Annotated in this window: 14 protein-coding genes; 4 read left to right on the forward strand and 10 right to left on the reverse strand. The window is 53.8% G+C overall.

Going from position 1 to position 19,352, the window contains the following annotated elements; genetic code table 11:
• From VGJ94_04310 to VGJ94_04320, 3 genes are all read right to left on the reverse strand, one after another.
• The coding region (locus tag VGJ94_04310; GenBank protein HEY3275821.1) for a tetratricopeptide repeat protein at positions 1–2,731 on the reverse strand (2,731 nt) is incomplete at its 3' end.
• 245 nt (positions 2,732–2,976) lie between these two features.
• Positions 2,977–3,501 (reverse strand): hypothetical protein, encoded by a 525-nt coding sequence (locus VGJ94_04315; GenBank protein ID HEY3275822.1) that lies wholly within the window; start codon positions 3,499–3,501, stop codon positions 2,977–2,979.
• Positions 3,502–3,798: 297 nt separating this feature from the next.
• Positions 3,799–4,713 carry an EamA family transporter gene (locus VGJ94_04320; protein HEY3275823.1) on the reverse strand — a complete coding sequence of 305 codons (915 nt, stop codon included), beginning with the start codon at positions 4,711–4,713 and terminating at the stop codon, positions 3,799–3,801.
• Positions 4,714–5,538: 825 nt separating this feature from the next.
• Here VGJ94_04320 and VGJ94_04325 point away from each other — a divergent pair.
• The 4 genes from VGJ94_04325 to VGJ94_04340 are packed head-to-tail and all read left to right on the forward strand — an operon-like array spanning position 5,539 to position 12,008.
• Positions 5,539–6,771 (forward strand): TolC family protein, encoded by a 1,233-nt coding sequence (locus tag VGJ94_04325; protein ID HEY3275824.1) that lies wholly within the window; start codon positions 5,539–5,541, stop codon positions 6,769–6,771.
• Complete coding sequence (locus tag VGJ94_04330; protein HEY3275825.1) at positions 6,768–8,273, forward strand: efflux RND transporter periplasmic adaptor subunit; 1,506 nt, start codon at positions 6,768–6,770, stop codon at positions 8,271–8,273. The genes VGJ94_04325 and VGJ94_04330 overlap by 4 nt, the downstream gene beginning before the upstream one ends.
• 17 nt (positions 8,274–8,290) lie before the next feature.
• On the forward strand, positions 8,291–11,398 hold the full coding sequence (locus VGJ94_04335; GenBank protein HEY3275826.1) for an efflux RND transporter permease subunit: 3,108 nt from the start codon (positions 8,291–8,293) through the stop codon (positions 11,396–11,398).
• Positions 11,399–11,414: 16 nt separating this feature from the next.
• Complete coding sequence (locus VGJ94_04340; protein ID HEY3275827.1) at positions 11,415–12,008, forward strand: hypothetical protein; 594 nt, start codon at positions 11,415–11,417, stop codon at positions 12,006–12,008.
• A 15-nt stretch (positions 12,009–12,023) separates the two neighbouring features.
• Here the strand turns inward: VGJ94_04340 and VGJ94_04345 are convergent, their stop codons facing one another.
• The 7 genes from VGJ94_04345 to VGJ94_04375 form a co-directional block, all read right to left on the reverse strand.
• Entirely contained in the window at positions 12,024–13,718 is a 1,695-nt protein-coding gene (locus VGJ94_04345) for a M3 family oligoendopeptidase (protein HEY3275828.1), read from the reverse strand.
• Positions 13,719–14,324: 606 nt separating this feature from the next.
• Complete coding sequence (locus tag VGJ94_04350; protein HEY3275829.1) at positions 14,325–14,597, reverse strand: hypothetical protein; 273 nt, start codon at positions 14,595–14,597, stop codon at positions 14,325–14,327.
• The gene (locus VGJ94_04355) at positions 14,572–14,835 is read right to left on the reverse strand and encodes a hypothetical protein (GenBank protein HEY3275830.1); all 264 of its coding nucleotides are present in this window, start codon (positions 14,833–14,835) and stop codon (positions 14,572–14,574) included. The genes VGJ94_04350 and VGJ94_04355 overlap by 26 nt, the downstream gene beginning before the upstream one ends.
• A gap of 526 nt (positions 14,836–15,361) precedes the next feature.
• A complete protein-coding gene (locus VGJ94_04360) occupies positions 15,362–16,387 on the reverse strand; it encodes a hypothetical protein (protein ID HEY3275831.1) in 1,026 nt (341 codons plus the stop codon).
• A 243-nt stretch (positions 16,388–16,630) separates the two neighbouring features.
• Complete coding sequence (locus VGJ94_04365; protein HEY3275832.1) at positions 16,631–17,677, reverse strand: transposase; 1,047 nt, start codon at positions 17,675–17,677, stop codon at positions 16,631–16,633.
• Between the two features lie 523 nt (positions 17,678–18,200).
• Positions 18,201–18,593, reverse strand: a complete 393-nt coding sequence (locus VGJ94_04370; protein ID HEY3275833.1) for a hypothetical protein — start codon at positions 18,591–18,593, stop codon at positions 18,201–18,203.
• 371 nt (positions 18,594–18,964) lie between these two features.
• Positions 18,965–19,352 (reverse strand): recombinase family protein (locus VGJ94_04375; GenBank protein HEY3275834.1); only part of this gene is annotated, 388 nt, incomplete at its 5' end.

Raw genomic sequence — 19,352 nt, forward strand, 5'->3', positions numbered from 1 at the left:
CGAGCGCTTTTTCCTGAATCTCTATGGCTTTCTTATATTCCTCCTCAGCTTCGCGGCTCCTGCCGGTTTCCCGATATAAAGAGGCAAGGTCGAGCCGACTCTCCGCAACCGCCGGGTGATCCTTTGAGAGAACCTGCTCGCGAATTCCGAGGGCCCTTTTACAGAGGGGCTCCGCTTCCGCGTAAAGGCCTTTGGCAATGTAGATCTCTCCGAGGGCCTCCATGCTCCTTGCGGTCTCGACGTGATCCTGCCCGAACCTGGCCTGATTGATCTTGAGCGCCTCCTTCGTCAGTTTCTCGCCCTCTTCGTACCTCCCCATGCGGAGGTAGAGGCCTCCAAGGACCGTCATGAGCCTGGCTGTTGAGGGGTGGTCACGGCCCCGCGCTCTCTGCTGTATGTCGAGAGCCTTGAGGTAGAGGGCTTCGGCCTCGCCATATCTGCCCATTGCGTCATAAAGCTCCGCCAGGGAAGAAATACTTGCGCCATACCGGGGATGATCGGCCCCGAGAATCTTCTCTCGCACTTTCATCGACCGGGCGAGAAGCTGCTCGGCCTCGCCGTATCTGCCGAGGGTAATGTAGAGGCGGGCAAGGGCGCTCAGGCTCGAAGCGACGTCCTGATGCTCCGGCGCCAGTGATTTCTGACGGATCTCGAGGCCCTTTTTAAGGACCCCCTCTGCCTCGCCATACCTGCCGGTAGCCATATAGAGAAAGCCGAGGGACGTGATGCTCTGGGCGACGAGAGGATGGTCTTCACCGAACGCAGACTTCCGGAATTGGAGGACTTCCTTGAAGAGGGATTCCGCGTCCCTGTTCCTGCCCGTGGAGCGATAGATGTTCCCAAGGAGCTGCATGCTTTCTGCCGTGTCCGGATGTTCCTTTCCGAGCCTTCCTTCCCGGATTCCGAGGGCCTGAGTACATAATTGCTGTGCCTTATCGTATCGGCCCATGGAGAAATCGATGTCGGCCAGGGTGTGGAGGTCGGCTGCGGTCTGGGGATGGTCTTTATCATATGTTTTAAGGGTGATATTGAGGGCTTCCCGGGCCGCTCGCTGCCCTTCCTGGTATTTTGCCATAGTTTTGTAAAGCACTGCGAGGGAACGCAGGGATTGAGCAGTCTGGGGATGATCCGTTCCCAGCGTGGTTTGCCTTATGGCGAGGGCTTTTTTGTAGAGGTTTTCAGCTTCAGGATAGTTGCCGGCGGCTTCATGGAACTCTGCCATGGCGCTTAAGGTTCTCGCGTAACGAGGCGTACCCGTGGCCGATGCCTCCTCCCTCATTTTGAGAGACCGCTTGAGGAGTTGCTCCGCTTCGGCATACCTTCCTGCCGCAAGATATACCCGGGCCAGCATGCCTATATTGGCCGCAATATCCTGATGGTCGGGGGAAAGCCGTTTCTGCCGGATATCTAGGGCCCGCTTATAGAAGGATTCAGCTTCTTTATATTTGCCCTGCGAGAAGGCGACCAGTCCAAGAGAGACGAGGGTCTGAGACACATCAGGGTGTTCCGTTCCCAGGGATTTCTCCCGTATGTCGAGCGCCCGGGTATAGAGTTTTCTCGCCTCCTCATACCTGCCCTTTGTCTGCGCAATGCGGCCGAGGAGCATCATGCTCTCCGCCGTGTCGGGATGAGCGGCGCCCAGCTTTTTTTCCCTCAGAGTCAGGGCCTTTTTGGCGAAAGATTCCGCCTTGTCGTATTCTCCCCGGCTAAAAGCTATCTCGGCCCTCGTTTGCATACTCTTTGCCGCTGCCGGATGTTCTGAGTCGTTTCTGCTTTTGAGTATCCGATCGACCCGATCGCAGTACCTTTCCGCCTCATCGGGCTTTCCCATTGTTTTATAGAGCTCGGCAATGGAATTAAGGGACCGGACCAGGCGGGGGTGGTCTTTTCCCAGCCTCTTCTCTCGTAACGCAAGGGCCCTGAGGTGGAAAGCCTCTGCATCCCCATACCTCCCCATGGACTCGTAGAGCTCCGCCATCGTATAGAGGTTGCCCGCGAGGGAGTAATGGTCCTTACCCACGGCCTTCTCGCGTATGGCCATAGCCCTTTTGAAGAGGCGTTCAGCTTCGGCATAATTTCCGGTCTTGCCGTAAAGGGATGCGAGGAGCCCCATGCCTTGGGCGATCTCCTGGTCATCCATATCGAGATATTTCTCCCCTATCTCGAGGGCCCTCTTGAGCTGTTCTTCCGCCTGACCGTATTTTCCCTGGATAGATGCGATGAGGCCCAGACAGGACAGGGGCTGGATGGAGGACAACTGATCGACTCCGTCTCTTTTCGCGCCTATTTCGAGAGCATTCTTGCAGTATCGTTCGGAATCCCCGTACCGGCCGTTGGACAGGGCGATCCTCCCGAGAAGGGTGAGAGTCTTGGCAACCAGGGGGTCTTCCTTGCCCAGGGCTTTTTCTCGGATGCCCCATGCCCTTTTGGCATAGGATTCGGCAGTGGTATAGTTACCGGCCCCGTACTGGATTCGGGCGATCAGAAAGAGGGTCTCCGCGACCTCGGCGCTGTCCCGCGGAAATAGGGCGGTTCTTATTTCGAGGGCTTTTGCGGCTTTCTCGAGTGCCCCTTCATATTTTTCCTCCGACAGTAGCCCGGCTGCCTCTTTGGCCAGGAGATCAGCGGCAACAGGGTCGCCTCCGGCCGGTGGGGCAATGGGGGCTGACAGGGCTATCCAGGGGATAAGGAGGATACAAATGATGGGGAATATTCTTATCAAGGGGATCACGTTATATACTTTCTCCCTGTGTTTTAACCTATTTTCCCCCGGAGGATAGCATAGGTCGCATGGGCATTGTCAATGCGGCGGTCCGAAGAAATGCGATCGACTTCACCAAGAGAATTGCAGAGCTGCAAGGATCGTGCACAGGAGGGGCGATGGGTCTGTCCCGCCTCTCTCCGATGGTTCCTGTGGGGAAAGGGAGGAGAGAGGCGGGATAAGGAGTCAATCGTTTCTCAACTCAGGCGCGGGAATTACCGGCACGCCCAGTCGCAGTGCCCGTGGCGGCATACCTGAAACCATACGCAGCCGTAATGGTGCCTGTTGTGGTGCCGGTCATAATAGCCGTAACGACCCTGGCCGTGGTGGCCGCCGTATCTCACCGCAGTCTTTTCCGGGGGCGTCTCCACCTTCGCGATTACGGCGAGCAGATCATCATCCCCTGCTGCAATCTTTTTGGCTTCTGCAATGAGGGAGGTCCTGTCATAGCGGGCGCCGCTCTTTTCATCCTGGCCGGGCTTTGCAATGCCGTCGAAGGGAAGGTCATCGAGTAGTTTGATTGCAGTGAGCAGTACCAGCGGGTCTTTCTGGGATTCCCCATAAGAAACGACCTGGTAGAATAGGCCTACCTTCTTTGAAAACTCAGCCTTATCTTTATCGGTGAGGGTTGAGGCCGCCTCGGGCTTTGCCGGGGATTTTGCATCCTGCGCCATTAGGTTGCCAAACGATATAGCACAGAAAAACACCATTACACACGCGATCCATAAACTTTTTTTCATTATTATCTCTCCTTTTTCAAATCATTGCTCATTTTACCCCAGACGCTCCGTCCAAAGGCTTCATACCTAGTTTTGCCGCAAATCGATATACTCCCCGATCATCACCCCCTTCATGAGCCCGGACCGGATAAGGTTCGAATCGCTAAACCATGCCTTAACTTCTGTTTACTCTCATCCGAAGCCGGATTATGTGTTATTCTCATATGGTAGACGGTGATTGTCAACAAATTTCTTGGGTATGTTCACCTGAATTGTGGCTATTTGCCGAAAGTCCGGGGAAAAGAATGAAACCCGGCGTCAGGTCGTGGCGGATTCACCGGTCGGGAGTCGCTTTACCCTGAATATGGCGAATACGCTTACCAGCACGAGCCCGGCCCCTATCAAAGTGCGACCTGTGATCGGCTCGTTTAAGACGAGTCGGCCGAGAAACAAGGCCAGAACAGGGTTTACATAAGCATAGGTCATGACGATGTTGACGGGCAGGAGCTTCAAAATATATATGTACGACGTAAAGGCAATGATGGAGCCGAAGACCACGAGATAAGCCCAGGCCATCCATGCGCCGGCAGAGGGATGGGGCGCCGGTTCTCCGAAGAGGGGAATCAGGACCATAAAACCCCCTATTGCCGCACAATGATGATAGGCTGACATGACATGGGGAGCGAGGTTTACTGGCCTCCTCGACTGCACGACTGACCCGAGGGCCCAGCATAAGGGGGCCAGGATGAGGACCACGATCACCGACAAATCGGTGGCAGTTCTTGTGACGGGAAAAGAGGAGCTGAGGACCGCAATTCCCCCGAATCCCACCAAAAGTGAGGCCACGAGGGGCAGGGAAGGGCGCTTCTTATAAAGGAAAAGCTCGACGACCGCAGCCCAGATAGGGGCGGACGATACCATGAGGCACATGAACCCTGAATCGGCGTACTGGGCAGCCCAGAGTATGAGTCCATGGCCTCCTACCCAGAGGAGGTTTCCCACCAGAAAGAGAGAGACCAGCTCCCCTCGTGCAGGTTTGAGCTGAAGCCCCTGAATCCGGGCAATTGAAAAAAGGATAAAGGCGGCGACGGGCATGCGGATCAAGCCGAAATAAAAAGGAGGAAAGCCGCCTTCGAACCCGACCCCGAGGCGCATGGCAAGATAGGTGGTGCTCCACACGCTGTAGACCATGCATAAGTGAAATAATCCCTTCCTCGAGAGCTTCTCTTCCACCTAATAATCCCGTTGCATCGAGCGAGCCGTGAAGTATTTTCCCTCACAGAGGGGGACGAATTGTTCACCTGAAAATAAGGCCCTCCATAATGGCATTTGAAAGGATACGCTTTTTTGGCAGTCGATAAAACTATTTTCTATGAAGTAATGCGCTGCCTATGTCCGGTCGGGGGTGGGAGGGGCGGACTGATGCCGAAGGGAGTAGCGGAAGTGACGCGCCACCCCCTCGGGGCTCCGGAACTCCGAAGATTATGGGGTTTCTGCTTGAGCCATTTTGTTGCGTCTCATCTGGCCGTTATGCTATATATAGAAATCATGAGGCCCTTTGGAAGCTCAGATAAACGGGTGTTGTCGTTTTTCCTGTGCCTGCTTCTCGCCGTTTCGTTCGTGCCTTTCTTTCATTGTCATGCGGAGGGCGAGCCGGGCCCCGGCCACGATCATCCCGGGAAGCTTATATCTTACCAGGGAATTGCGCCGGTTGTGTTATCCGGCTGGTCCGCGGAAGGTAGCGACGGGGAACATCATACCCATCATACCCACTTCCTTGTAGACAGCCAGGATGTTTCAGTAAAGTCGCCTGATGAGGACAATCGAAAGTCTCATTCCCCGCAATATTTCATAGTTTCAGAACAGGCATCGGTCTCCAGTGTCCGTCAGACAAGTATCCGGATCGCTCAGCACATTCCCGGGAGCCCCCTTAAAGACATACTTCCCGTATTTTCAGGTCTTTCCCCCCCGGCAGTATAACCATCTCTCCGGCCGGGCAGCCCGGCTCCTTTCGGGCTGACCCGCAATTCGTTCCCTATTACGATGAGGAGTAATGTTATGAAAATCGCTCTGGCGACCGTCGCATTTCTCTTGCTTATGTCCCTGCAGCCGGCCTTTGCAGGGTATGTGCTAAGCGTGGAAGATGCAGAAAGCCTTTTAGCTCAAAACAGCATCGAACTGAAGGCAGAGAAAGAAGATCTCAAGAAATCCGATGCGGATGTGGTGGGAGCGAGGCTCCTGCCGAATCCCGAGGTCAAATATTTCCTGGCGACCGACGGAAGCGGGCCAAACAATAAGGAGAGCACCTATTCCGTGATACAGCCGATGGACCTTGCGGGGAAAAGAGGCAAAAGAATCGAGACGACCGAGAAGAGAAGGGATGCGGGCAGGCTCTTTTTCGATTATAAGGTTCTGGCTCTGCGTTCCCAGATGAAACAGGCCTATTACCGTATACTGCTGTTGCAGGCAAATGAGAGGGCCGTCGCGGGCATTGTCGAGACTTCCCATGAGGTGGAGCGCAAAACAACCTCCAGGGTAGACTCCGGCGATGCATCGGAAGTCGAGCTGATGAGGATCGGATCGGAAAGGAAAAAACTTGCCCGATTACTTGACAATCTGACCATAGAGATCGGCGTGGAGCGCAAAAGGCTGGCCCTCATGCTCAATCTTTCAGACCCCGACTTTGTCCTTGTGGACGAGTTTCGGTATCAGCCGTTACCCGGGAATGTAAAGGATATTGCCGAGGGTGCCCTTGAATCAAGGGTAGATGTCAGGGCACAGGCAAAGGTCGTGGACGCGGCGGGCTCCAGCTTGTCTTTGGCAAAAAGAGAGGCAATACCTTCTGTCGGCATTGAGGCAGGGTACAGAAGATGGGTCGGAGGCTCCGACGGCTTCGTGCTTGGCCTGGCGATCCCTCTTCCCCTTTTTGACAGGGGCCAGGGAAAAATTGCGTCAGCATACGCCGAAAGGGAAAAACAGAGGCTCAACTATGAGCTCCTGAAGAAGTATGCGGGCAACGAAATCGGCGTGCTCCTTAGCAGGATCACACACTATCAAGGCCGCATCGCCGATATGGCGGGGCAGCTTCACACGGCGAAAGAGATGACAAAAATATCCCGCACCGCCTATGAGGAGGGGGAAACAAATCTCCTCGAGCTTCTCGATTCGGTTCGCTCCGAAAAGGACCTCGTAATGGAATATAATAGCGCCGTGTACGAATACTGGGCCTCGGTGTTCGAATTAGAGAGAGCCACAGGTTCAAGACTGACGAATGGCGGAGGAAAACCATGAAATACTTCGTACTCCCCTTACTCCTCATAATGCTGCTGTCCGGATGCGGGAAAAAGGATGGCGATGCAGATCACCAGGAAGAAGCAGTCAAAAGGACGGCATGGACGAAGAAATCGGAGCTTTTTGTGGAGTACACCGGAGCCAGGGTGGGAAAGAAATGTCAGTTTCTTCTCCATATTACCGATCTTGCGGCGTTTAAACCCGTAACCGAAGGCGCAATCGTCCTGACATTCGTGCAGCCCTCGGGTGAACCCTTTGCCATAAAGATAGAGGGCCCGGCGAAACCGGGCATATTCAGGGCAGAAGCAGTGTTCAAAATGGCGGGAAGGCACGCAATGAAAGTGGCCCTTGGCGGCAAAACGTTCTCCGATGAAGTTGTGCTCGAAGGCATAGAAGTAAAAGGCGCAAAGAACGGGGACGAGCACAAACCGCCTCCGGAAAAAGAAGGGTACCTCATCGCCTTTTCAAAAGAACAACAATGGAGAATTGACTTTAAAACGGAATACCCGTCGAGGCAGACCCTTTCATCATCCTTTGTGTCGGCAGGTGAATTTATTCCCCTATCACGCAATGAGGTTACTGTCTCGGCCCCTCTCACGGGCATTCTCTCCGTCTCAAAACGGCTTCCTTTCCTCGGCCAGAAGATCGGCAGAGACGAGGTGATCGCACAGATCGAGCCGGCAGTCTCCCAGCAAGGCGGGATCGGCCAACTGAGCGCCGCCTATTCCGAGTCAAGAAACCGGGTGGTCCTTGCACGGAAGGAATGGGAACGCGCGAAACGCCTCTATGAGGCGAAGGCAGTGCCAAAGAGGAGGCTCGAGGAGGCCGAGCTTGCCCTTGACAGCGCCACGGCAGCGCTCAGGCCCTTAGAGTTGGCCGTGGAGAGCATGAAGAAAGGTGCGTCCGGGAACAGAATCGTGGTCAGGTCGCCGCTCAACGGAACGGTTGCCGAATTGCTCGTCTCCAACGGAAAAGCTGTCGAGGCCGGTCAGCCCCTCTTAAGGATCATCGACACGTCGACGCTCTGGCTAAGGGCGAACATACCCGCGACCGAGATAGGAAAGGTAAAGAGCTTCAGCCAGGCGACCTTTTCCGTAGCCGGAATAGGATCGGGATTCAATCCCACGAGGCTTGTGGCGATCAGCGACGTGGTCGATGCCAAAAGCAGGACCGTGCCGGTTATTTTTGAAGTGAGCAACCCACGGGCCCTATTTAAGGCCGGGATGTTCGCGGACGTCTCAGTCAGGACAGGGCAAGTGGAAAACGGGGTGACCCTTCCCGAGGCGGCCCTGTTCGAGGATGAAGGCCGGTTTTTTGTGTTCGTGCAGAGAGACGGGGAATCATTCGAACGAAGGGAAGTGAGCGTGGGAATTCGCGGCAACGGTTATGCCCATATCACCAAGGGGATAGAGCAAGGCGAACGGATCGTGACAAAGGGCGGGTATTACGTGAAACTCGCGTCTTTGTCGTCAAAGCCGCAAGGCCACGGGCATGAGCACTAACAGGGAGAACAAAGGGTATGCTGGATAAGCTCACGAAGGTTTGTCTTGAGAACAGGCTGATTCTGATAGCGGCGTCCATCCTCTTTATCTTCGTGGGTGTCTATGTTGCCATCCACATGAAAGTTGATGTCTTCCCCGACCTGACCGCTCCCACCGTCACCATTATCACGGATGTCCACGGCATGGCCCCTGAGGAGATCGAGGCGGCGATCACCTTTCCCGTAGAAACTGCCCTTAACGGGGCCACAGGGGTAAGACGGGTCAGGTCCCAATCCGGCGTGGGCTTGTCCACGGTCTACGTCGAATTCGACTGGGGGACCGATATATATCGCGCGCGCCAGGTGGTGAATGAAAAGCTGCAACTCGTCTCATCATCTCTTCCCGCCGGTCTCGTGCCGGTCCTCGCCCCCATATCTTCCATCATGGGTGAGATCATGTATGTCGGTCTTCAGAGTGACCGCCATTCCCTTATGGAGACGAAGGAGGTCGCGGACTTCGTGGTGAGGAGGCGGCTCCTTTCGATTCCCGGGGTTTCCCAGGTCGTGAACATCGGGGGCGAGACGAAACAGTACCAGGTAAACATCGACTCCCATAAACTCACCGCGTACGGGATATCTGTGGATCAGGTACTTGGGGCAGTGAAAGGATCCAATGAGAACTTCTCGGCGGGTGTGATGAAATCCGGCGGACAGGATTATCTGATACGGGGCATCGGGAGAATGAGATCGGTCGCCGATCTGGAAACGTCCGCCGTCGGGCTCGGGGGAGGTATCCCCATACTCGTCAAGGATGTGGCGACAGTCAAAGCCGGTCCGGCATTCAGGATCGGCGACGCTTCTGTCGACGGGAAACCCGCGGTGATTCTCGCGATTCAGAAGCATCCCGACACTAATACGGTCGAGCTTACGAAAAGGCTCGAGTTGGCTTTCTCCGAGATCAGGAAGACGCTGCCTCCGGGCATGGTAATCGATACTGATGTCTTCAGGCAGGCAGACTTCATACAGAGGGCAATAGAGAACGTGCAGCGCGTGCTTTTGGAAGGCGGTATACTGGTTTTAATCATTATCATGCTCTTTCTCGGTAATATGAGAGCAACGGTCATCTCCATAACCGCCATGCCCCTTTCCCTCATATTCGGAATTCTGGTGCTCAGATATTTCAACGTCACGATCAATACGATGACTTTGGGCGGTATGGCGATCGCGATAGGGGTGATAGTGGACGACGCCATTATCTATGTGGAAAACGTATACCGGAGGCTCACGGAAAACCAGGCCATGCCCGAAAATGATCGACAATCGTCCCTTGAGGTTATTTTGCACGCCTCAAGAGAGATCCGGGGGCCTATAGTCAGTGCGACGCTCATCATAATCGTCGTTTTTGCGCCCCTCTTCTTTTTGAGCGGCATGGAAGGGCGGCTCTTGAGACCCCTCGGAATGTCGTATATGATTTCGATTGGCGCTTCCCTCGCGGTGGCGCTGACCGTAACCCCCGCCATGTGCGCCTACCTCCTCCCGAAGGGAGGCTTTGCGGGCAAAAGGGGCGACAGCGTTCTCGTGCGCTGGCTCAAGAAGCTGTATAGACCGGTGCTCCGGTTTTCTCTGGAAAAACCGGTCTTCATCATCGTGGCGGCCCTATGCGGGTTTTGCCTGTCCCTTATCCCCCTGCTCTTCATGGGCAGGTCCTTTCTCCCCCCCTTCAACGAGGGCTCGCTCACGGTTATGGTTGCGGCAGCGCCCGGAACGTCCCTCGAAAAATCATCCGAAATAGGGGCCCTCGCGGAACAGATGCTTCGCGACCATAAGAGCGTCACAAAAACCTCGAGAAAGACCGGTCGGGGTGAGCTCGATGAACACGGAAAGTCTGCGAACGCTTCGGAGATAGATGCAAAACTGGATGTGGGGAAAAGAAGCCTTCAGGGCGTGCTGTCCGACCTCCGGTCCTCCATGGCGTCAATACCGGGCGCGATCATCACCTTCGGCCAACCCATCAGCCACAGGATTGACCACATGCTTTCCGGCACGACTGCGAACATCGCGGTTAAGATATTCGGCCGCGAATTGTTCAGGTTGCGGGCCATAGCAGAGGACGTGAGGTCCGAGATGAGCCGGGTGCGGGGAATCGCGGATCTGGCTATCGAGCAGCAGGCCGACATCCCGCAAGTCCGGATTGTCCCCAAAAGATCCGAGCTTCTGAAGTACGCCCTGTCCGTGTCGCAGGTGGCGGAGGCGGCGGAAGTCGCCATGTTCGGAAAGGTGGTTTCCAGGACCCTCGAGGGGGACAGGGGGTTCGATATCCTCGTGAGGTTTGAAGACAGCACGAAGAAGGATATCGAGAGCATGCGGTCAGTCCTGATCGACACTCCCGGAGGCGCAAAAATTCCCCTTTCCGCGGTGGCGGACATTTTCTCCGCAAAGGGCCCTAACAGCATAAGCAGAGAGAAGGTGCAGAGAAAAATGGTGGTCCAGGCGAACGTTGCGGGCAGAGATTTGAGAAGTGTGTATGAAGATGTCAGCTCGCGGATCGAAAAGAACCTCAAACTTCCGCCGGGCTACTACATCGAATACGGCGGCCAGTTCAAGAGCGAGGCTGAGGCGTCGAGGATGATCGGGCTTTTGAGCATTATGTCCCTTCTCGCCATATTTCTGATCCTTTACATGGAGTTCCGATCTTTGAGGCTCACCGTGCTGGTGATGGTTAATCTGCCCCTGGCATTGATTGGAGGCATCATCGTCGTTTTCCTGACCGACAGGGTGGTGTCCATCGCCTCCATCGTAGGATTTATCACGCTTTTCGGCATTGCCACGAGAAACGGCATCCTCCTCGTATCTCATTACCGGCATCTTATGACGGAGGAGGGAAGGAATTTGAGAGACGCCGTATTCCAGGGATCGATGGAACGGCTGCGCCCTGTCATCATGACGGCCCTGGCCGCGGGTCTTGCCCTCGTCCCCTTTGCCGTAGCCGCGGATAAACCGGGTAACGAGATCTTGTCGCCCCTGGCGATCGTGATATTGGGTGGGCTTCTCAGCTCGACCCTTCTCAATATGGTCGTGCTGCCGTCGCTCTATTTAAAATTCGGGGATGGGAAAGGCGTGGAAACGATTAGAGGGAACGAAGGTTGATAAAGGAGAAAAGACTATGAACACGCGTGCCAAGGGAATACTTTTTATGATTCTTACGGGCTTTGCGATGGTTGGCTGTTCGACCACATCGGAGCGGATAATACTCCAATCCCAAAGCGTACGCACCGACATTTTTAGAGAGGCCGACGGATTGACGGCGCCGGCCCCGGGAGATGGCGACCTTGTAGTCAAGGTATCCATAAAGACTCATTCGGGAGAGCACCCTTTATGGTGGATAAAGGACGGCCATGGAAGCCCCGGCTACGACATTGTCTTCAATGTCGACGGGCAGGCGGTCATCTGGGAAGTGGACCCCAGGGATGATGTTGTCCCGAAGACGGGGAAGCTCTCCGAAGACCCGGAGGCAGGTTCAGGAGTGAAATACGTGGTCGAGAAACGGCTGAGACTGAAAAAGGGCGAAAAGAGCATCTTCCTCGGTCTTCCGGAGGAAACGTGTTGTACGCACCTCAGGATAGGAGTCGAGGAAGGCACGCGAAACGTGCTGGAATTCAAGCCCGTCTATCGCAAGTCGGGCACGCGTCACATCCGGAACTTCATGTATGGCATCGACCGCATGGAGGTATTCTTTAACGGGAATCAAATTCAGTAGGAGAATCGATTTTACTTAAAAACCGGATGTATCGATTTTTGACAACCATTCCTTTACCGGCTCTACGGTCTTTTCCAGCACGCCGGGATCGAAGGGCGATTCCAATCCGCCGATCTTCACCAGTTCCAGGAATGGGGCGCTTCCACCTGCCTTGCAGAGCTTGAGATAATCCGGCCACGCCGATCCGCGGTCTTCCTTGAACTTGTCCCAATACTGGATGGCGCAGACCTGGGCCAGGGTGTAATCGATGTAATAGAAAGGCGATTCATAGATATGGCGCTGACACTGCCAGAACCCGCCTTCTTCAAGATAGGCATTCCCGGAAAAATCACGGTAGGGCAGGTATTTTCGTTCCAGCTCGCGCCATGCGGCAAACCGCTCGGCCGGCGACAATCCCGGGTTTTCATAGACGACGTGCTGGAATTCGTCCACCAAGGCGCCGTAAGGGATGAACAGGAGCGCGTCCGAAAGGTGCATGAAGCGGTATTTGTCGGCCTCGGGGCCGAAGAAGCGGTCCATCCAGGGCCAGGTGATGAATTCCATGCTCATCGAATGGATCTCGGCGGCCTCCATGGTGGGCCAGACGTATTCGGGGACCTCGAAATCCTTGCTCATGTGTGCCTGAAACGCGTGTCCCGCCTCGTGGGTCAGGACGTCCACATCGCCCGATGTGCCGTTGAAATTGGAGAAGATAAAGGGGGCCTTATATTTCGGTATCCAGGAGCAGTAACCGCCGCCGGCCTTGCCCGGACGGTTTTCCAGGTCCATAAGTCCTTCGTTCAGCATGCGGTCGATAAATTCCCCTGTCTCCTTCGAGAGGGCATGGTACATCTCCCTGCCTTCCCCGATAATCTGCGTTGCGCTTCCCTGGGGTTTGGGATTACCGTTTTTAAAACGGAAGGGCAGGTCGTAATAATAAAGGTGCTCCAGATCAAGGCGGCTCCTCTGCTCTTCCCGCAGTCTATTGGCAATTGGCGCAATGGTCGTGAGGATCGCGTTGCGGTAATCCCGGACCATATTTTCATCGTAGTCAAGCCGGGACATCCTGAGATAGGCGAGGGGAATGAAATTCTTGAAGCCCAGTTTAATAGCCATCCGGTTCCGGACGGAAACCAGGCTATCGTAGATCGAATCCAGCTTTTCGCGGTTTCCGCCAAGAAATCCGAAATAGGCCTCCGAAGCCGACCGGCGGATCTCCCGGTCCGATGACTCCCTATAAGGCCCAAGCCCCGAGAGATTCATCTTCTTTCCGTCGAATTCGATCTCCGCCGAGGCGAGAAGCTTCATATATTCCGTGGAGAGGCGGTTCTCCTCGGAGAGGTCTTCCATAATCTCAGGAATAAAGGTCTTCTGCGCGGCTTCGGCCAGATCAAAAAGGTACGTTCCAAAGTACTTCTCCAACCCCTCCCGGAAGCGGGAAGTAGTAAGGGCGCGGTAATATTCGTCGATCAGGGCCTGATAGCGGGGAGAGTTTTCATCAAGAAACGAGGCTTCGCCATCGTAAAAAGCATCCCGGGTGTCGATGGTCTGCCGTATCCGGGCAATACTCATGGCAGTCTCCACGTCCTCGCGGATGACATTAATCTCCTTGATGATGCCGGCTTGTGTCTCGATACTTTCTGAATTTGTAAATAAATCAATCTTCTGACGGAAATCAGATTCCAGTCTATCGAAATCCGGCCGCTCATAAATCATATCCGAAAACCGCATAAGCCCCCCTTTAGTCGCTGTCGCTGCAGATTATAAGGCGGATGGCGGAGGATTTCAACTGAAGCCATTCCGGCTCCTCCTCAGGCTAAATTCAACAAGAGCATTCTCGCGAGGCATGTGAGGCGTAAAGAAGGTTGAAGGGTTTCCTGTTTGGAGCCACAGCGCTCGCTCTAGCCGGGAGGGTGGAATTGACACAAAAGGCCCATCTGCGGCGCCATGCTCCGCCGGTGCCCTTCGACGTATCAATATACGCTGCCTAAGGCACCCGCTTTTGGCTGCGGTCCTCCTTGCTCGCCGCTTAAAGCGCCCACTGTTGGCTGGCACCACATATGGACCTTCCGGCCAATTCCACCCTCCACAGCAGGCCGCTCCAAAGGTATCACATTAAATGGTCGCCGCGGCACTGCCTCGTTTTCGTTTATTCACCGTATCTCACTTCTTATCCATCGTCACGGGTGACCCCGTTTGTTTCCGAGAAAATAGTTCCGGTGACGTACGACGTTCAATGGCTTCTAATTTTTGAGAACGTCCCGCTGGTCCTCCCGGTTTGTGCCTCTTGTGAGTCACCATGGGGGGGAGGGGGGGTGTCGTTTCGTTTTCGCGGAATTATTGGGGTTTTATCTCCTCAAAAAAATCATCTGTCAGTTCGAAGACCTGACGGACGAACGCCTTATCGAGGGTTTCGCCCCTCGCGCGAATGGAATTTACGAACACCTCCATGGCTACCGCGGCCGCGGAATACACGTGCGGGTCCATCTTTTTATGCACGTCTGCGATGGCCTTGACGAGGGCGGTGTAGGCATAGGTGGCCTGGACGTCAATCGCCGTAGGCCCCAGGGTTCCGAAGAAACCCTCATACCGCTTCCTCTCTCGCTTCAAGGCCTGCGATAAGCCCGGTATCACCCCTGTTCGCTTCTTTCACTGTCGTCTCCTCTTTCTGTTCTCTTAAGGCGCGAATCTTCCAGCCGCATCTGTCTCTCCATGCCGAGATCGTATTCCTGTGTATGACAAGCCCCTCTGCCGCGAGGCGCCGCGCCGCCTTCCTGGCGTTATGGCCGCATTCCTTCCATGCAAGATATGCCTTTTCACCCGTCTCTTCATCGTACCGTGCCCGCATCTGGCCGCTCCTCCTTCCCCGCCGCCGGGTAATGTTCAAGGGATGTGCCGACCCGAGCGTCTCAGAAGACTAACAAGAATCCTGGCTCGAGTCCTTTAAAGCACTTTAGAAGATACGGGAGTGATATCCTTCATGGGATGCTGCTGAGAAGGTCACACGGTAGAACAGTGTCAGGAATATAGGATGTCCCCAGTGGCTCACATTTAAATAGTCGTCGCAGGAAAGGCCTTGCCAATGGACCCATGGATGACTGTGTGCTTTGGCCTGGTGGCAGGGATGTTCTCGCTCTGCGCCAGTTAGTCATATATCTATGCCCCCCGTGAGGCCCCGTTCCTGGTAGAGATCAAGGACAGGTGCAACATCATCAACAATCCTACGGCATTTATGAAAATTGTGGAACTGGCGCGGGAAGGACTAAAAAATAAAAGTGCGGATTCCCCGTTTCCGACAAGGGAACGGGGAATCCGCACAGAGACATAGATGGGGAAGTTTATATTTCGATGATAGTTGCTGCTATCGATTGCGCTTATCTTTGTTTACGCTTCTTCGGTGTCGGCTTCACGACAGGATCTTCGGCCGTGACAGATGTTGTAACCGACACGGGCGTGATCGAATATGGCACTGGTGTTTCTCTATATCCGGCCGCCTTCACAAGTTCCTGGAATACATTATGAGCATCAGTGCCATAGCTTCTATTAAAGGCATCATATATAATCCCCAAATTATTGTTTCCTTCGATCTCAGTGAGCGCAGTCTTGCATCTTCTCAATAAATCTATTAAATCATCCCTTCGGATCAAGTTGGTGCTGAACCGTCTTCCCCACTCGTCGCCCATCACTTTAAAAGTTTGCCGGTAAATTTCTGTCTTCAATGCCGTCGCACTGGGTATATCAAGGGCCCCCAGAACTTTGCCCTTGCTGTAGTCAAGGTACAATAAGGTTCCGCCATCAGACATTTGGGTCATAACAGTTCGACCCTTTAGAATTGCTTGCGTGCTATTATATTTGTCACCATATACTTTCATAAAATTATATATGAAAGTTTCCCTGTCTGCTTGCGATCCTTCCGAAATAAGGACGATGAATACATCCACGGCGTATTTCAGCGTGGCTGCCCAGCCAACTTCGAAATCAGTTATGACTTTCACAAATCTGCTGGACGTGTCGTAACCCACGCGTCCCGCGGCTGCCGTCAGATGTGGACCCAAAACAAGATCAGCTGTTCGATCCTCGAATCCCATGCGAAAACCTTTTTTGAAAGCTTCCTTTAAATCCGAATGGACATTGAAAAAGTCGATGTCGGAGGGATCTATGAGCCTGCCCACAAACTCCTGGTTTAGAGGTTCGTTTGGTCTGAGGTTCTTTAGGGCTTTTCCCCATTCCCTTCCGACTCCTTCATAAGAAGATACTGTTCTTTCAGGTTTACTTCTTGAATTTCCAGAGGCCCAGTCGAAAATTCCGGCGTGCGCATTCGAAGGTAAAAAAGCAGTTAACAATATGCTTGAGAGAATAGCAATAGAAAGAAGAGAAAGAGTTTTACACGATGGCTTCATATAGATAAGATCCTCCTGGTTAGAATCAAGATCAGCACGTGATGCAGTTCTCTTTTCTTTCAGCTTATGTTGCCGAAAGAATTCGTTGAGGGCCGTATTCCCATGAGTGGTGATTTCTCTATTTTCTCTCCTTAGTTTAGATTTGTCAATCTTTATAAATAAAATGGTTTATTTGAACATTTAAATTCTCTTTTTTGCCAAAGAGACTATCGTGAACAAGGTCAGGATTTAGGGGACGTTGGTTCAAAGTGAACTTTGAAAGTATTCGTCGAAATCATCCTCCCCCTTTTCATTCGCCATGCGATTTACTAGCGAGGTACTCAGGCCCAGGAAGCGGGCTACTGATGCGCCGGTATAACGGAGCTTTCTGACTGCGATGCGACAGAGGATACGCCGGGCGTGGACAAGGGGTCTTTTCCTGCTACATGAGAGGAGTTCTTCCGGATCTACTTTCTCTTTGTGAGCGACGAGACGGGCGAGAGTGGAGAGGTCGGGTACCGATGCTCTCAGGGCGAGGCTGGAATCGTGATCCTTCTCGTTTTCGGCAAGGATGGACTGAACAAAGGCTCCGCTTCCAAGGATGCGCTCATCGGACGCCATCGGCTCCCTTTGCTTACGCAGGGAGGCAACTTCCCGGACACCCCCTGCGCTCCGGGTGAGTCCGCCCCCTGAGAGATCGGGGTTCATGTCTATGCCCCCTTCCACAAAACGGCGATAACCGTCTATCCCTTTCGTGCCGAAATAGGCGAGGATCGTATTTGTGTCCTGCCATGGGCGGGAGGCTTTCCCCATGATAACGGTGTGTCCGGTGAAGGCATAGGAATCGAGTTCCGCCACATCTTTGACGAGGCCTGCTCTTATTGGGTTCAGATGGATATAGCGGGTGAGCTGCAGAAGATAGGGGTCGTCCTCGCATACGATGGACTTGTATCGGTTTTGAAAGAGATGGCCGTAGCGGTTATGCCTTTTATTGAAGGTGACGACAAAGCCCGTGAGAAGCTTTCTCATGCTCGAGGAGAGGGGCGCTCTTCCGGTACGGACGAGGAGATGAACGTGGGTATCCATAAGAGCCCATGCATAAACGGCAATGGCGTCCGTCTCACACAACCCGGCGATGCGGTGGAGAAAATCCTCCTTGTCCCTCTTTGCCGTAAAAATCCTAGTTCCCGGCAGACCCCGGGCGATGACATGGTGGAGCATACCGGGGCTATCAAGGCGGGCATGGCGGGGCATGGTGGAAGGATACTGACAAAGGCGACTGGTGTCAAGAATAAGTTCACTTTGAACCAACGTCCCCTATGGTTCTTTCTTCCAGAGCGGGCGGCTCCAAAGGTATCACATTAAATGGTCGCCGCGGCACTACCTCGTTTGTATTCATTCACCGTACTCCCTATTTATCCATGGTCAGGGGTGACCCCGTTTGCCTTTCAGAGAAAACACTACCGGTGGCGCGCGGCGTTCAATTGCTTTTGATTTCTTAAGAACATCCCGCTGGCTCGTTTCGATTCATTCACCATATCTCCCTTTTTATCCATCGTCAGAGGTGACCCCGTTGTTTTTCTGCGAAAACACTAGGAGTGACGTACGATGTTCAATTGCTTCTAATTTTTGAGAACGTCCCGCTGGTCCTCCCGGTTTGTGCCTCTTGTGAGTCACCATGGGGGGGAGGGGGGGGTGTCGTTTCGTTTTCGCGGAATTATTGGGGTTTTATCTCCTCAAACAAACTCATCTGTCAGTTCGAAGACCTGACGGACGAACGCCTTATCGAGGGTTTCGCCCCTCGCGCGAATGGAATTTACGAACACCTCCATGGCTACGCGGCCGCGGAATACACGTCCGGGTCCATCTTTTTATGAACGTCTGCGATGGCTTTCACGATGGCGGTGTAGGCATAGGTGGCCTGGACGTCAATCGCCGTAGGCCCCAAGGTTCCGAAGAACCCCTCATACCGCTTTCTCTGCGCTTCAAGACCTGCGATAAGACCGGTATCATCCCTGTTCGCTTCTTTCACTGTCCTATCCTGTTTCTGTTCTCTCAGGGCGCGCCTCTTCCAGCCGCATCTGTCTCTCCATGCAGAGATCGTATTCCTGTGTATGACAAGCCCCTCTGCCGCGAGGCGCCGCGCCGCCTTTCTGGCGTTATGGCCGCATTCCTTCCATGCAAGATATGCCTTTTCAGCCGTATCTTCATCATACCGTGCCCGCATCGGGCTGCTCCTTCCCCGCCGCTGGGTAATGTGCAAGTGATGTGCCGACCCGAGCGTCTCAGAAGACTAACAAGAATCCTGATTCGAGTCCTTTAAAGCACTTTAGGAGATACGTGAGTGATATCCTTCATGGGATGCTGCTGAGAAGGTCACACGGTAGAACAGTGGAGGAAGGTAAACAGCCACCATACAGCCCAGCTAAAGTGTTTCAGGTTAATGGTTTACTGCTCACCAGATGTCTCGTGTCAGGGGCTGACCGACCCCTCTGCCCTACCAGTTAGTTATATATCTATGCCCCCTATGGGGCCCCCAATAAGCGTTTTCACCGACAGTTACCCCATAGTGAAATCAATTTCATTTGGCGGGACTCGTTATCGCAGTCCCCGTGTCTTTATAAAGTTGTTCAATGCTGGGAAACTCAGCCCATATATTCTAGCAATGTTCGCGCGGTTCACCCCCTTTGCAAGATATTCTTTTATTTCCTTCTCCTTACCGTCAAGCTTGCTCTTCCCCTTCGTTCCCCTGGGCCTTCCCAAGAGCTTGCCTTCGGCCCGTGCCCTGGATAGGCCTTCCTTCGTTCTCTCAGAAATCAAATCCCGCTCAATCTCAGCGAAGAGCGAAAACATCGCAATCATCACTTTCGTCTGGATGTCTGAGCTTCCATATAGAGTAATGTTTTCCTTGACGCAGATGACCCTTACCTTCATCTTGAGTAGCTCATCAACTAGGATAGCGATTCGACCTAGTGATATCCCGAGC

Source organism: Syntrophorhabdaceae bacterium (genome assembly GCA_036504895.1).
GTDB lineage: Bacteria > Desulfobacterota > Syntrophorhabdia > Syntrophorhabdales > Syntrophorhabdaceae > PNOM01.

Bases quoted from the DNA above. Each gene is read 5' to 3' on its own strand.
- VGJ94_04335 (HEY3275826.1), top strand. From the start codon at position 8,291: ATGCTGGATAAGCTCACGAAGGTTTGTCTTGAGAACAGGCTGATTCTG.
- VGJ94_04355 (HEY3275830.1), bottom strand. From the start codon at position 14,835: ATGCGGGCACGGTACGATGAAGAGACGGGTGAAAAGGCATATCTTGCA.
- VGJ94_04340 (HEY3275827.1), top strand. From the start codon at position 11,415: ATGAACACGCGTGCCAAGGGAATACTTTTTATGATTCTTACGGGCTTT.
- VGJ94_04325 (HEY3275824.1), top strand. From the start codon at position 5,539: ATGAAAATCGCTCTGGCGACCGTCGCATTTCTCTTGCTTATGTCCCTG.
- VGJ94_04370 (HEY3275833.1), bottom strand. From the start codon at position 18,593: ATGCGGGCACGGTATGATGAAGATACGGCTGAAAAGGCATATCTTGCA.
- VGJ94_04345 (HEY3275828.1), bottom strand. From the start codon at position 13,718: ATGCGGTTTTCGGATATGATTTATGAGCGGCCGGATTTCGATAGACTG.
- VGJ94_04360 (HEY3275831.1), bottom strand. From the start codon at position 16,387: ATGAAGCCATCGTGTAAAACTCTTTCTCTTCTTTCTATTGCTATTCTC.
- VGJ94_04330 (HEY3275825.1), top strand. From the start codon at position 6,768: ATGAAATACTTCGTACTCCCCTTACTCCTCATAATGCTGCTGTCCGGA.
- VGJ94_04315 (HEY3275822.1), bottom strand. From the start codon at position 3,501: ATGAAAAAAAGTTTATGGATCGCGTGTGTAATGGTGTTTTTCTGTGCT.